The following is a 13,615-nucleotide window of genomic DNA, read 5'->3' on the forward strand; positions in this document are numbered from 1 at the left end:
CGGCGGCGCCGGAGGTCAGACCCGTACCTCGCGGTCCGCGGTGCGCTGGATGCGGGCGCCCTGGCGCAGCAGCTCCTCCTGGACGGCCTCGGCGGGGACCTCGCGCGGGGTCGTGCCCCGCCGTACGGCGAGCGCGGCGCAGGCGCCGGCGGCCTGCCCGGTGGCCATCGCGATGGGCATGACGCGGTAGGAGGAGTGCGCCACGTGGGAGCCGGAGATGCAGCGCCCGGCGACCAGCAGCCGGTCGGTGTCCTTCGGCAGCAGGCAGCGCAGCGGGATGTCGTAGAAGCGGCCGCGCGGCACGCGTTTGAGGACGGTGCCGGAGCCGCGCGGGTTGTGGATGTCGACCGGGTAGGCGCCGTGCGCGACGACGTCCGGGAAGGAGCGGGCGCCGAGGATGTCGTGGCCGGTGAGGTGGTAGTCGCCGAGGATGCGGCGGGTCTCGCGGACGCCGATCTGGGTGCCGCTCTGCACGGTGTACGCCTCCTCGAAGCCGGGGACGCGGGTGCGCAGGAAGCGGTCGATCTGCTCCAGCTGGCGGCGGGCGGCGACCTCGGCGCGGGTGAGGTCCCACACGTCGATGCCGAGGGCGCCCGTGACGCGGGTGCTGTTGACGCTGAGTTCGTGCGGGTGGGGGGTGCCGAAGAAGAGGATGTCCTCGCGGGACAGGCGCAGGTCGCCGTCCTTGGTGGCCTGCTCGACGAGGTCCCACAGGCCGTGCACGCCGCGCCACTGGTCCGGGTGGTCGTGGACGTAGTCGGCGAACCGCTCGGGGTGGAAGTCGGCGATGCGGAACATCAGCGTCATCGGCTGCACGCGGCCGTCCTCGGGGCGTCCGACCTCGTACGGCGCTCCGGCGGCGACCGCGATGTCGCCGTCCCCGGTGCCGTCGACGACGACGTCCGCGTCGATCACGACCGGGCCGGACTTGGTCTCGAAGACGACCCGCCAGCCGTCGTCGAGGGGCAGCGCGGAGGAGGCGAAGGCGTGCAGCAGCAGCCGGACGCCCGCCTCGTCGAGCAGGTCGAGGAGGACGAGTTTGAAGATCTCCGGGTCGAACGGGACGGTGTAGCCGGTGTCCAGGGAGGGCGGGATGCAGCCGCCGCGCGCGGTGAGACGGTCCAGGAGCCGCCACAGGAAACCCGCGACGACCGGCTCGCCCTCGCCGTGGTCGGAGGGCAGCAGCCGGTTGTCCTGGCCGTCGCTGTCGAAGACGGCCTGTTTCTGTTCGTTGTGGAAGGACATCAGCGGCATCACCAGGGCGGCGGTGGCGTTGCCGCCGAGGAAGCCGTAGCGCTCCACCAGGACGGTGTCGGCGCCGGCGTCGGCCGCCGCGTGCGCCGCGGCGGTGCCGGCCGGGCCGCCGCCGACGACGAGGACGTGGGTGCGGCCGCCGTGCCGGGCGGCGCGTGGCGGCAGCGTGACGGTGCGGGGCTGTCCGGGCGGTTGCAGGATCGGCATCGCTTCTCCCCGTCTCGGCCGTGCGGCCGGTCGGCTGGTCGCGGCCCGCGTCCGGGCCGGTCGCCTCGGTCCGGGTGCTGCCCCGGATCCGCCCGGGTCACGCCCCGGCGCTGCCCTCGCGCGCGCCGAGTGCGTCCCCGAACAGGTGCAGGCCTCCTTGTACGGCGGTGAGGTCGCCGCGTTGCGCCTCCAGGGCGTCGAGGACGACGCCGCAGCGCACGCAGGTCTCGCGGGAGCGTTCGCGCAGCTGGCGGATGCGGTCGTTCAGGAGGTCGCGGCGCTGCGGGAACTCGTCCCAGAGCCGGTCCACCTCCGCCAGCAGCAGCCCGGCCTGCTCGCGTGCCACGCCGACCAGCGCGGGCGCGCCGATCCGGCGGGCGAAGTCGAACACCTTGCCGGAGTAGGGCAGCGGCAGCACGGGCAGCCCGGACAGCGCGGCGAAGATCAGGAAGTGCAGGCGCATGCCGACGACCAGGTCCAGGTGGTTCATGAACCCGAGGATCTGGCCCGGGCTGTAGGCGTTGTGCAGGATGCGGCCCTTGTCGGGGGCGGTCATCCGGGACAGGACGCCGTGGGCGTGGCGTACGTCGTGGCGTTCCATCGGGACGAAGACGACGTGCGCGTCCAGTCGCCGGACGAGGAAGTCGGCGACGTCGGCGAGGAGGGCGTGGTAGTCGCCCTCGTCGAGTTTCTCCGCGGCCCGGCCGGGTTCGCGCACGCTCATGCCGACGAGCCGGACGTCCGTGGGAAGGCCTTCGTTGCGGAGCATGTCCTCGGTGAACGGCTCGGGCGGCAGCAGCAGCGCGGGATCGGCGGTGACGGTGAGGTCGCGTTCGATGCCGACCTCCTCCAGGACCAGCCGGGACTCCTCGTCGCGGACGACGATGTCGTCCATCGCGGGCAGTACGGCGCGGACGGCCTCCCGGTCCTCGGCGTCGCGCAGCGGGCCGGCGCCGACGGCGTAGGCGAAGGTGCGCACCCCGCGGACCTGGGCGGCGCGGACGAGGCGCAGGTAGCGGCGGGCCTCGGTGTCGTAGAGGATGCCGCCGCCGCCCAGCACCAGCAGGTCCAGTCCGCCGAGCGCGTCGAGGACCGGCCGCTGCGGGACGTTCTCCCAGTCGACGACCTCGTCGGCCTCGGGCTGGTGGGCGCGGGTGTGCGCGGCGTCGCGGCTGAAGACGACGAGCCGGGCGCGCGGCCGGTGGCTGCGCAGGCAGCTCAGGACGGAGGTGAGGATCGCCTCGTCGCCGATGTTGAACCCGCCGTAGGAGCCGAGCAGGCCGATCCGCAGGTCCGGGGGCAGCCCGGTGGGGGCGAGCGGCGGGGGCTGTGAGGGTGTCATCCGGGACTCCTGTTCGTGCGGCCGTGGGGCGGCTGTCTCGGACGCTGGTGCGGAACGCGTCGGCGGTACGGGGTGGGGCCGGGCCCGGGTTGCCCGCGCGTGCGGGAGGGAAACCCCGGGCAGGTCCGGCGTCCCTCCCAGTGTGTGGCCGGGCGGCCGCCGGGGCACTCGGGCGGTGCCGCGGACCCCGGGTGCGGGGCGTGGGCCTGCGAAGGGAGCACTTCTCATGACGGAGCGGGAATCCCGCCACGACGACGAGCGTGACCGTTACGCCGACCGGGGTGAGGCCCCCCTCGCGGGCTATGCCGCGCTGGCCGGCGCGTACGCCACGGGTGCCACTGTGTTCACCGCGGCGGCGCGGCGGCGCGGGGTGCGGGTGCCCGACCGGGTGCCGCCGTGGGACGTGGCCCTGCTGGGCGTGGCGACGTTCAAGGCGTCCCGGCTGCTGACCAGGGACAAGGTGACCAGTTTCCTGAGGGCGCCGTTCACCCGCCGGCAGGAGGAGGGGCCAGGCAGTGAGGTGATGGACGCCCCTCGCGGCCGCGGGGTGCGCCGCGCGGTGGGCGAGCTGATCTCCTGCCCGTTCTGCACGGCTGCCTGGGTGGCCGGTGCGCTGGTCTGCTCCTACGTGGCCGTGCCGCGGGCGACGCGCCTGGTGTGCGCGGGCCTGGGCGCGGTGACGGTCGCGGACGGCCTGCAGTACGCGTGGAGCACGACGCAGGAGGCCGGGGAGGGCTGAGGTCAGTCGGGACCGGCAACGAAAGTTTCGCTCCGCCCATTTCGATGGTGACGTCGCATCAACGTCCATACGCCCTCTTGACCATAGCGATGCCGTAGCCCTAGGTTCCGTCCGGCGCCGCGCATTCGTGCGGTCGGCCTGACGAAACTTTCGGGCGGGGGTATCTCCTTCATGAAGCGAGCAACATCGCTGGCCGGTCTCACCGTCACGACGGCCGTTGCGGTCGCCTGCGCCGTGGTCCCCGCGACCCTGGTCGCGACGCGCGGCGAGCCGTCCCGGGCGCCCGGGCTCTCCGCTCCGGCGGCCGCGAGCGCGCACTGGGTGCACACCTGGTCGGCCATGCCCCAGCTGACCGAGCCGGGCAACATGCCCCCCGCCCCGTTCACCGGCACCGACCGCGTCCTCGACCACACGACCCTGCGCCAGACGGTCCACCTGTCGCTCGGCGGCGAGCGGATACGGCTGCGGTTCTCCAACGCGTTCGGCGGTACGAGCCTGCCGATCACCGGCGTGTCCGTGGCGCTGCCGGCCGGCGGGCGGGCCGGGGTCAGCGCGGTGGTCCCGGGCAGCAGCCGCACGGTGACCTTCGGCGGGCAGCCCGGCATCGAGATCCCCAAGGGCGCGCAGGCGGTCAGCGACCCGCTCGACCTCGACGTCCCGCCGGGAAGCAACCTGACCGTGACGCTCTACCTGGAGCGGGGCCAGGCCTCCACGGACATCACCTCGCACCCGGGGTCGCGCACGACGTCGTACCTGGTCGACGGGAACCACCTCGACGACCAGGAGCTGACCGGCGCCACCCCGGTCGACCACTGGTACTTCCTCAGCGGCGTCGAGACGCTGGCCCGGCGGCCCGCCTCCGCCACCGTCCTGCTCGGCGACTCGCTGACCGACGGCCGCGGCTCCACCACCAACGGCAACGACCGCTGGCCGGACCAGCTGCTGACCCGCCTCCAGGCCGACCGCGGCACGGCCGGCGTCGCCCTCGTCAACGAGGCGGCAGGCGGCAACCGCGTCCTGCGCGACGGACTCGGCCCCAACGTCCTCGCCCGGCTGGACCGCGACGTCCTCGCCACCAGCGGCGTCGACCGGCTCCTCGTCTTCGAGGGCGTCAACGACATCGGCACCGCGGAGGCGACCCCGGCGGCCATGCGGCAGATCACCGCCGAACTCGTCGGCGCCTACCGGCAGATCGTCGCCCGCGCCCACGCCCAGGGCATCCGCGTCTACGGGGCCACCCTCACGCCGCTGACCGGCCACGCCTACGACGACCCGGACGGCCTGCGCGAGTCCGCCCGCCAGGCCGTCAACCGGTGGATCCGCACCAGCGGGACCTTCGACGCGGTCGTCGACTTCGACGCGACCGTCCGCGACCCGCAGGACCCGCGCCGGCTCCTGCCCGCCTACGACACCGGCGACCACCTCCACCTCAACCCGGCCGGCTACCGCGCCCTGGCCCAGGCCGTACCGCTCGGCCTGTTCCGGGGGCAGCCGCGGTAAGAGGCTCAACGCACCGTCAGCAGCAGCTGCGGCGACAGCTCCTTGAGCATGGTGTTCGTCCAGCGGATCTGCCGCAGTGTCCGCGGGTGGCAGACGGAGGCCAGTTCGAGGAGCCGTTCGTCGCGGGCCGCCTGGGCGGCCTGCGCGAGCATCTCCCAGTGCAGCGAGTTGCGGGTGGCGGCCAGGTGCAGCTCCCGCAGGTCGTGCAGCAGGAGCAGCCCCGCCTCGGGGCGGCGGCCCAGCGCCTCGGCGGCCTTCTCGCGCAGCGCCGCCAGCGCCCCGGGCGTCGGGTTGTCCGCGGGGCCGCCGAGGTCGAGGCCGTAGGCGCGGCCCGCCTCGGCGAGGCGCCGGGTGTGCTCGCGGGACCAGCGGGCCACATCGGTGGCGACGTGGTGGAACTCGTGGTCGGCGCGGTGGCGTTCGGCCGCGGCCAGCAGATCGTGCTCCAGGTCGCGCTCCCCCCGGTGCAGTTCCTTCAGGGTCGTGGTGATCCCGGTCATGTACGGCTCCCGGCGGGCGTCGTGGACTGGCTGCGCGGTGTGCTCTCGCGGCGTGCGATCAGGGTGACGCGGGCCGCGCAGGTCTTGAACAGGGGCTGTTTGGAGACCGGGTCCCAGTCGGTGATGGTGGCCTCGTTGGCGGCCCGGCCGGCGCCGTCGTCGGCGGGCCTGTGTCCGGCGGGGGTGTCCCAGTAGCCGTAGTGGAAGGGCAGGAACACCGTCCCGTCGCGCATCGCGGTGGTCCGCAGCCGGGCCCGCACCGCGCCGCGCGGGGTGCGCACCTCGATCAGGTCGCCGTCCGAAAGGCCCTGGCGTGCGGCCTCCTCCGGGGACAACTCGGCCCACACATCGGGCGCGGCGGCGTTCAGCTCGGGCACCCGGCCGGTCTTGGTGCGGGTGTGGAAGTGGTACACGGTACGGCCGGTGATCAGCAGCAGCGGATGCTCCGGCGAGGTGTCCTCGTGCGGCGGCAGGTACTCGGCCGCCTTCAGCACGGCCTTGCCGTCCGGGTTGAGGGAGCGGTACTCCACGGGCTCCACACCCGCCCCGGTCACCATGTCCTTGCCGTAGCTCTCGCAGGTGTCGGGGTGGGCGTACGCGATGCCGTCGGTGTACAGCCGGGGCGTGCCCTCGGGGCGGTCGGGGGTGCACGGCCACTGGATGCCGCCCTCGCGCAGCCGCTCGTAGGTGATGCCGGTGTAGTCGCAGGGCCGGCCGGCGCTGCACTTCTGCCAGGCCTCGAACGCCGACTTGGGGTCGTGCCAGCGGATCAGCGGGCCGTCGTCCTGGTCGCGGAAGTCCATGCGGGCCGCGTAGTCCAGGAAGATGTCCAGGTCGGGGCGGGCCTCGCCGGGTGGTTCGACGGCCTTCTCGATCAGGTGCACGGTGCGGTCGGCGTTGGTGAGGACGCCCGTCTTCTCGCCCCAGGCCGCGGCGGGCAGGACGACGTCGGCGAGCTGCGCGGTCTCGGTGAGGAACAGGTCCTGCACCACCACGAACAGCCGCTCCTGCGCGAGGACCGACCGGATGCGGGCCAGCTCGGGCAGGGACACGGCCGGGTTGGTGCCGCTGATCCACAGCATGCGGATGCTGCCCTGCTCGGCGTAGCGGAAGATCTGCATCGCGTGGGTGGGCGGCGCGTAGTGCGGGATCCGCTCGGGCGGCACGTTCCACAGCCGGGCCAGCTCCTCGACGTGCGTGTCGTTCTGCCAGTTGCGGAAGCCGGGCAGGTCGCCGTCGGCGCCGCACTCGCGGGTGTTCTCGGCGCTGGGCTGGCCGTTCATCTGGAGCAGCCCGCAGCCGGGGCGGCCCAGCATGCCGCGGATCAGGTGCAGGTTGTTGACCTGGACGGCGGCGGCGGTGGCCTGGTGGGACTGGTAGACGCCCTGCAGGACCGTCGACAGCAGCCGCTCGGCGCCGCCGAGGAGTTCCCCGGCCCGCTCGATGGCCGCGGCCGGCACGTCACAGATGGCGGCGGCCCAGCGCGGGGTGCACGACTCGACCGCGGCGGCCAGTTCCTCGAAGCCGACGGTGTTCCGCTCGATGTAGTCCCGGTCGATGCGGCCGCCGCGGATGACCTCGTGCAGCAGCGCGTTGAGCAGGGCCACGTTGGTGCCGGGACGGGGCGCGAGGTGGACCTCGGCGCGCCGGGCCACCGGCGTGACGCGCGGGTCGACGCACAGCAGCCGCGGCGGGTTCGGGCCGGCCAGCCGGTCCAGGACCCGCGCCCACAGCACGGTCTGCGTCTCGGCCATGTTGTGGCCGAACAGGGCGATGGTGTCGGCGTGGTCGATGTCCTCGTAGGAGCCGGGCTGTCCGTCGCAGCCGAAGGTCTCCTTCAGCGCCTCGGCGGCGGTGGCGGTGCACAGGCGGGTGTTGCCGTCGAGGTGGTGGGTGCCGATGCCGGCCCGGGCCAGCACGGCCAGCGTGTAGTACTCCTCCAGCAGGAGCTGACCCGTGGTGTAGAAGCCGAAGGCGCCCGGCCCGGACTCGTCGAGGAGCTGCCGGGAGCGGTCGACGATCCGCCCCATGGCGGTGTCCCAGTCGCACTCCCGCAGCCGGCCGTCCTCGCGGATCATCGGCCGGGTGAGCCGGTCCTGGGAGGCGTTCGCCTGCCAGCCGTACAGGTCCTTGGGGCCGAGCCGTCCCCGGTTGACACGGTCCCCGGCGCGCCCCCGCACGCCGACGATACGTCCCTGCCGTACGGCGATGTCCATGGCGTCGCCGTTGGAGTGCAGCACGGAGGCGGCGGGCACCCAGCGCTCCACCTGGTCCTCGGTGACGCCGGGGGCGAGATGCAGGTCGGTGCGGGCCGGCCACGGCGTGCCGGGTGCGTAAGGGGTACGGGCGCCCCAGGGGTCCTGGACGCGGTCGGGCGTCTCGGCCACGGTGTCACCTCCGCCGGGCGGGTCGGTCGATGGCCCGCCGGGTACCCCGCGGACGGCAACCCTTGCACGGCCTCACCCGGGCGGCCCACGCGGTCACCGCCCATCGCGCCGCCGTCAGTTGTGCGGCACCAGGGCGACGGGGCAGCGCACGTGGTGGATGAGGGCGTGGGCGACCGGGGTGGTGCGGGTGGGGGCCGGGCGGATACGGGTGTCGACGGGGGCGGTGGGGGCGCCGGCCGGTGCGCCGGCGTCACCTGGGCCGATGCGGGGGTCGGACAGGGCGGTGCGGGCGCCGCCGGACGGGGCGGTGCGGTCTTCGGCGGCGCCGGTGGGTGTGCCGGCCGGGCCGGCGCCGGCGCCGACCGGGCTGCTGCCGGTCCCGAGGGCGACCTGGCCGGTGCTGGTGCCGGGCGCGTCGGTGCCGGTGCCGGACGCGTCGGTGCCGGTGCCCGACGCGTCGGTGCGTGTGCCGGCGGCGTCGCCGCGCGAGGCCGCCGGACCCGGCTTCCTGCGGTTGCCGACGACGAGCAGTCCGGCTCCGCCCGCGGCCCGGACCAGCACATGGGCCGGGCGTCCCTCGTGCAGGTTCTCCCGGACGACGACCCCGGGGTACTCGCGCTGCCAGGGGGCGAGCAGGTCGCTCAGCCGGTTCTCGGCCGCCTCCCGGGCGCGGGCGCGCTGCTCGGCGTCGGGCAGGCGGTGGGAGAACGGCATGTGCCAGGCGTGCACGGCACGCAGCGGGGCGTTCCGCAGCGCGGCGGCGCGGAAAGCGAAGTCCAGCACCTCGTCGGCGGGCGGGGCGTCGACGTCCACGGCGACCGCGACATCGCGGTAGGGGGTGTGCTCGGACGGGGTGCCGTCGTCGCCCGGCAGGTGCTCGGCCTCGGCGGTCAGACCGGCCCGTACGAGGACGACCGGCCGCGCGATCCGGGCGACGGTGGCCAGCGCCACCGCCCCGGACAGGAAACCGCCCAGGCCGCTCGGCCCCTGGCTGCCGATGACCAGCAGATCGGCGTCTGCGGCCTCGGCGAGCAGCGCGGCGACGGGGGCCCTGGGCACCTGCTCCGCGGTGACGTCGAGCCGCGGGTACCGCTCACCGAGCCGGGCGAGCGCCCGCTGCAGGACCTGACGGGCGTGCTGCTGCGGGGCCCGCAGCCCGGACGGGCCGGTCTCGGGGGCGCCCTCGGGCAGGCCCGCCTCCCAGGCGTGCACGAGCCGCAGCGGCAGCCCGCGGCGCAGGGCCTCCCGGGCCGCCCAGTCGGCCGCGGTGAGCCCTTCGGGCGAGCCGTCCACACCGGCGACGACGGACCTGCTCATGACGGCACCTCCCGGGTCACCTGGTGTGTGCGTCCTCCCCCCGAGTCTCCCGAAGCGACGTGCCCGACACCTCGGACTGCGCGGCGAGACGGGTCAGGGGTTCGCCCGTCAGGCGGCACACCGTCCACTCCTGGAGCAGGTCCGCGCCGAGGGACTTGTAGAAGCCGATCGCCGGGTCGTTCCAGTCCAGGACCCACCACTCGAACCGCTCGTAGCCCTGGCGCACGCACAGGGCGGCGAGCGCGGCGAGGAGGGCCTTGCCGTGGCCGCCGCCGCGGGCGGAGGGCCGTACGTAGAGGTCCTCCAGGTGCATTCCGCGGGTGCCGGTCCAGGTGGAGAAGCGGGGGAACCACAGGGCGTAGCCCACGGTGTCCCCGGTGGTGTCGTCCTCGGCGATCAGGGCGTGGGCCGCGGGGTGGTCGCCGAACAGCGCCTCGCGGAGCTGGTCGTCGGTGGCGCGGGCCTGGTCGGCGGCGCGTTCGTAGGCGGCGAGTTCGCGGATCATCGCGCGGATGTCGGCGACGTCGTCCTGAGTGGCGGGGCGGATCATGCGCAGATCATCGGTCGTCGCGCGTCGCCGTGTCCAACGAGTGGGCCGGTGTCCCTCAGTCCCAGGGGGTGGCGACGATCCGGATGCGCGCGTCCGGGCCGACGAGTTTGCGGGCCGTGGGCGGGAGCGGGATGTGCGCGACCCAGCGGCCGGGGGCGGGGTCCTCGTCGGAACAGGGTGCCCCGGCCGGCCGGTGGTCGCGGATCGCGCCCTCGATGTCGGAGTTCCAGGTGGCCCAGATGCCGGGGCCGGCGTCCGGCGGGCCGACGTCGATGACCAGGGTGTCGGCGAAGTCGGCGCTCTGCTCGATGTGGTCGCCGAGGTTCAGGAAGCCGTGGTGCTCGCGCAGGGACAGCAGCCGCAGGTCGAGGATGAACCGCATGGGCTCGTCCGACGACGCCCGCAGACCGCTGTTGAGGAAGGTGGTCGCCAGCTGCTTCCACGCCTGCTGCCCCTCGACGGGCGGGTCGAGCTGGACGGGGCACCAGTGCTCGGCGAGCCGTTCGTGCATGACGACGGGCAGCCCGCGCACCGACAGCCGGACCTCGGCCTGCCAGACCAGGTCCTCGTCGTCGGGGAGCCGGTAGTCGGCCAGGCACGCCTCGATGCGGGTGTCCCCGAAGAGGAACCGGCGCAGGTTCTGGTAGCCCTCCTCGGAGTTGACCATGCCGTAGCGGCCGCTGTGGCTGCGGTGCACAAAGGCGCGGTGGGCGCCGGGCACGTACGCCCGGTCGATCTGCACGAGCCCGTCGCTGCGCGCGCCGACGGCGGCGGCGGACAGGCCGAAGGCGACGTCGTAGTCCGTGGGGTCGGTGCCCACCAGGCAGAAGATCCGCTCCAGGGGCAGGGCTCCCGGGTCCTGGGGCATCTCCCGGGGGTCCCAGTCGGCGGGTGGCCCGTCGGGGTTCCGTAGGGCCTGCGGGGTGAGGTACTCGTACATCCGCCGGGGGCCGAAGATGTCGGCGCCCTCGATGCCGAAGGTGTCCCGGATGCGTTCCAGCCATCCGCCGCCGGCCTCGAAGGCGATGCCGCCGTGCGGGGTGCCGTACGTGAACAGCTTGGCGACGCAGTCGGTGGCGGTGCGGCCCCGGTCGGGCAGGATCTTCTGGAGCAGGCAGCGGCAGATCAGCCCGCCCATGGAGTGCGCGACGAGATGGACGGCGGGCGCCCCGGTCTTCTCGCGCAGCCGGTCGATGAGGTCGAGCAGGTCGGCGGCGGCCTGTTCCAGCACGTATTCCTGCGGCGGGGAGCCCCAGGTGCTGGCGGAGCGGTCGTAGAAGCGGTGGATCCAGACGGTTGCGGCCGGGATCTCGTCGTGGCCGGCGAGATAGGCCTCCTGGCTGCCCTTGACGAGCAGGTCGTAGCCCTCCTCGCGCAGCAGGCGCAGCAGCGGGCTCTCGAACTGGTGGAAGACGGGCTGGTTGAACGCGCCGATGCGGATGTGGGTGGAGCCCTCGTTGAAGCCGTAGAAGGGGTCGTCCACCGCGCGGTCGATAGCGCGGGTGCCGCCGGCGAAGCCCCGGACGTACACGAGGGGAAGTCTGCGGTCGCCGTCCATCGTGTGGCCTCCCATACGCCCGGGGTCGACGTTTCCTGGGTACAGGCAAACGGGAGCGGGCGCCCGGGGGGATAGCCCGAGCCGGTGACGGCGGTGACCTGTGTGGTGGGGTGACGTCGTCAGCCCTCGACGCCGGTGGCGTCGTGGGAGGCGCCGACGGGTTTGGACTCCGGGGAGCCGCGCTGGCGCAGATAGATGCTGAGTACGGCCATGGAGGCGACGGCGAGCAGCTCGGACTGCCAGTTCTGCAGGGTGCGACTCCAGAAGTCCGCGGAGGAGAGGTAGCCGGCCCAGCTGGTGGGAGCTTCGAGGCCGCGCAGCTGCTCCTCGTTGTGGGCGGCGACGCCCGTGACGGACTGGGCGAGCCAGGACAGCAGGAAGATCGCGCCCATGACCAGGCCGAGCGAGCGGGAGTAGAGCAGTCCGCGCCAGTCGCCGGCGGCCGCCCAGCGCGGGGAGTCCGCCCGGGCGTGCGCGCCGGTCATCTGCTCCTCGTCCGACTCGGGACCCGCCTTGCCGAGTTCCTTGGACTCGGGCGATCCGCGTTGCAGCAGCCAGACGGTGGCGAAGATGTAGAGGAAGAACTGCAGGTACTCCGACTGCCAGTTCTCGGTGACGTCGACGGCGAAGTCCGAGGTGGTCAGATAGGCGCCGAAGCTGATGGGGGCCATGCCGTCGCCGCGCAGCTCGTCGTTGAACCGCGCGTGCCCGGCGACGGCCTGGCCCGCGAGGGCGAGCAGGAACGTGACGAGGAAGAACAGGCCCAGGCTGTTCTGGCGGAGGAACCGCCGTACGCGCCCCGCGGCCGGGGCGGTGTCCTCGCGGTGCGCCGGGGTGCCGCCCGTGCCGCTCATCGCCGCAACAGCCCCAGCGCCGTGAAGTAGGCCAGACCGAGGGCCACCACCAGCAGCGTGCTCACGAACATCGTCCTCACGGCCTGTCACCCGCCCTTGATCTCACACTGGTACGGCTGCTGCGGACGGGGCCGGCACCCGGCGGCGGTCACCTTCCAGCCCCCGGGGAAGTGCGCCAGGAACAGGGTGTCGTGCTCCATCACCACGCGGGCCTGGTCGCCGTAGACGTCCACGTTCCGTACGGCGCCCGCGTGCGGCAGGTCCTCGTCGCCCATGGCCTGCGCGCAGCGGCTCTTGGCCGACTGCTCGACCTCTTCCAGGGTGGACGGCGCGAGGGCGGCGCACAGGTCGCCGTCGCGTCCCGCGTCCAGGGCCCGCTCGAACCGGACGGCCTGCGCGGTGACCTGGTCGCGGCGCTCCGACGGTGTGCCGCAGGAGCCGACGGTGACCAGCACCGCCAGCGCCGCCGCCGCGACGGCCGCGGCCCGGCCGCGTCGTCGGATCCCGGCCCCCGGATGCTCCGGGGCCGGGCCGGGCTGCCGGTCTCTCATGGACAGGGCGAGTACCCCCTCTCCCGCGGTCCACCCGTCGTGCCACCGCTCGGGCGGGGCTGCTTCGGGGGCCGGGCCCGGGGTACTCGCGGCACCGACACCTCGTGACGGAAGAAGGCGAAAGCCGTGCTGATGTCCCATTCGCTCGAAAACGGAGTGCTGGTCATCACGGTGCACGACGACCCCGGTCGGTGCGGGAAGGCACTGCTGCTGACGCGGATCAGCGATCTGGTGTACGCGCACCGGCCGGCTCCGGTCGTCATCGTCCTGGAGGCCCCGGCGGCTGCCGGTGCCGCGCTCGGCGTCGTCCTGCGCGTGCACCGCCTGTGCAGCAGGCTGCGGATCCTGATGTCGGTGGCCACCGGCAGCGCGCCCGCCCGCCGGGCCCTTGAGGCTCGCGCGGAGGGCAGCGGTGTCCGTCTGGTCATCCACGCCCGCACGGACACGGCCATCACGAGCACGGCGTTCGCGGCGGCGGCCTGACGCCCGCCCCGGGGTGCCTCCCCCCTCGGCACCCTTCCGCTGTCGCCCTTGCTCCTGCTTCCGCTCTGGGAACGTTCACGCCTCACGTCCCGTTCCCCTGCACGCGGCGGCCGTCCGCGTGCCGTTCGGCAGTCACCCGTAGATCGGCGCCCGACCCCCGCGTCCTGAGTGCCCCTCAGACGAGACGGGCGAAGTCACGGATCCGAACATTGCCGAACATCGAAGTCGGACAGAATCCTTGACGACGCATCAGCACCTCCTTACCCTCACACGCCGTGGGAGCGTTCCCACATCTGCCTCATCTGCCTCATCTTCCTGAGCGCACCGCCACCCGCACGCACGTCCGTCCCCCCGCGCGCGGTCGCTCACCCCC

The 13,615-nt window shown here is 73.9% G+C and carries 12 protein-coding genes; 3 read left to right on the forward strand and 9 right to left on the reverse strand.

Annotated elements, in window-relative coordinates; translation table 11 throughout:
• Window positions 1-15: 15 nt before the first annotated feature.
• Together IE308_RS03500 and IE308_RS03505 are read right to left on the reverse strand one after the other, a co-directional pair.
• On the reverse strand, window positions 16-1,461 hold the full coding sequence (locus tag IE308_RS03500) for an FAD-dependent oxidoreductase (protein ID WP_190216529.1): 1,446 nt from the start codon (window positions 1,459-1,461) through the stop codon (window positions 16-18).
• Window positions 1,462-1,558: 97 nt separating this feature from the next.
• Window positions 1,559-2,803 (reverse strand): polysaccharide pyruvyl transferase family protein, encoded by a 1,245-nt coding sequence (locus IE308_RS03505; protein ID WP_190216530.1) that lies wholly within the window; start codon window positions 2,801-2,803, stop codon window positions 1,559-1,561.
• A gap of 226 nt (window positions 2,804-3,029) precedes the next feature.
• On the opposite strand from IE308_RS03505, the gene IE308_RS03510 reads away from it, so the two are divergent.
• Both IE308_RS03510 and IE308_RS03515 read left to right on the forward strand, forming a co-directional pair.
• The gene (locus IE308_RS03510; RefSeq protein WP_110634332.1) at window positions 3,030-3,542 is read left to right on the forward strand and encodes a DUF1360 domain-containing protein; all 513 of its coding nucleotides are present in this window, start codon (window positions 3,030-3,032) and stop codon (window positions 3,540-3,542) included.
• 171 nt (window positions 3,543-3,713) lie between these two features.
• Window positions 3,714-5,042, forward strand: coding sequence for an SGNH/GDSL hydrolase family protein (locus IE308_RS03515; protein WP_190216531.1), 1,329 nt, complete (start codon window positions 3,714-3,716; stop codon window positions 5,040-5,042).
• Between the two features lie 5 nt (window positions 5,043-5,047).
• On the opposite strand, the gene IE308_RS03520 is transcribed toward IE308_RS03515, so the two are convergent.
• The 7 genes from IE308_RS03520 to IE308_RS03550 all read right to left on the reverse strand — a co-directional run bounded on the left by IE308_RS03520 (window position 5,048) and on the right by IE308_RS03550 (window position 12,759).
• The gene (locus IE308_RS03520; RefSeq protein ID WP_190216532.1) at window positions 5,048-5,542 is read right to left on the reverse strand and encodes a hypothetical protein; all 495 of its coding nucleotides are present in this window, start codon (window positions 5,540-5,542) and stop codon (window positions 5,048-5,050) included.
• Window positions 5,539-7,929 carry a molybdopterin oxidoreductase family protein gene (locus IE308_RS03525; RefSeq protein WP_190216533.1) on the reverse strand — a complete coding sequence of 797 codons (2,391 nt, stop codon included), beginning with the start codon at window positions 7,927-7,929 and terminating at the stop codon, window positions 5,539-5,541. The genes IE308_RS03520 and IE308_RS03525 overlap by 4 nt, the downstream gene beginning before the upstream one ends.
• A gap of 114 nt (window positions 7,930-8,043) precedes the next feature.
• The gene (locus IE308_RS03530; protein ID WP_229908684.1) at window positions 8,044-9,246 is read right to left on the reverse strand and encodes a universal stress protein; all 1,203 of its coding nucleotides are present in this window, start codon (window positions 9,244-9,246) and stop codon (window positions 8,044-8,046) included.
• Window positions 9,247-9,262: 16 nt separating this feature from the next.
• Window positions 9,263-9,796: a GNAT family N-acetyltransferase gene (locus tag IE308_RS03535; protein ID WP_190216534.1), complete on the reverse strand. Its 534-nt coding sequence runs from the start codon at window positions 9,794-9,796 to the stop codon at window positions 9,263-9,265.
• Between the two features lie 55 nt (window positions 9,797-9,851).
• Window positions 9,852-11,369, reverse strand: a complete 1,518-nt coding sequence (locus IE308_RS03540; RefSeq protein WP_229908685.1) for an esterase/lipase family protein — start codon at window positions 11,367-11,369, stop codon at window positions 9,852-9,854.
• Between the two features lie 104 nt (window positions 11,370-11,473).
• The gene (locus IE308_RS03545) at window positions 11,474-12,208 is read right to left on the reverse strand and encodes a DUF6766 family protein (protein ID WP_190216535.1); all 735 of its coding nucleotides are present in this window, start codon (window positions 12,206-12,208) and stop codon (window positions 11,474-11,476) included.
• An 86-nt stretch (window positions 12,209-12,294) separates the two neighbouring features.
• Complete coding sequence (locus tag IE308_RS03550) at window positions 12,295-12,759, reverse strand: hypothetical protein (protein ID WP_229908686.1); 465 nt, start codon at window positions 12,757-12,759, stop codon at window positions 12,295-12,297.
• A gap of 132 nt (window positions 12,760-12,891) precedes the next feature.
• Here IE308_RS03550 and IE308_RS03555 point away from each other — a divergent pair, with 132 nt between their 5' ends.
• Window positions 12,892-13,242 (forward strand): hypothetical protein, encoded by a 351-nt coding sequence (locus tag IE308_RS03555; RefSeq protein WP_229908760.1) that lies wholly within the window; start codon window positions 12,892-12,894, stop codon window positions 13,240-13,242.
• The last annotated feature ends 373 nt before the right edge of the window (window positions 13,243-13,615 follow it).

The sequence above is a fragment of the Streptomyces griseosporeus genome, from assembly GCF_014656055.1.
GTDB lineage: Bacteria > Actinomycetota > Actinomycetes > Streptomycetales > Streptomycetaceae > Streptomyces > Streptomyces griseosporeus.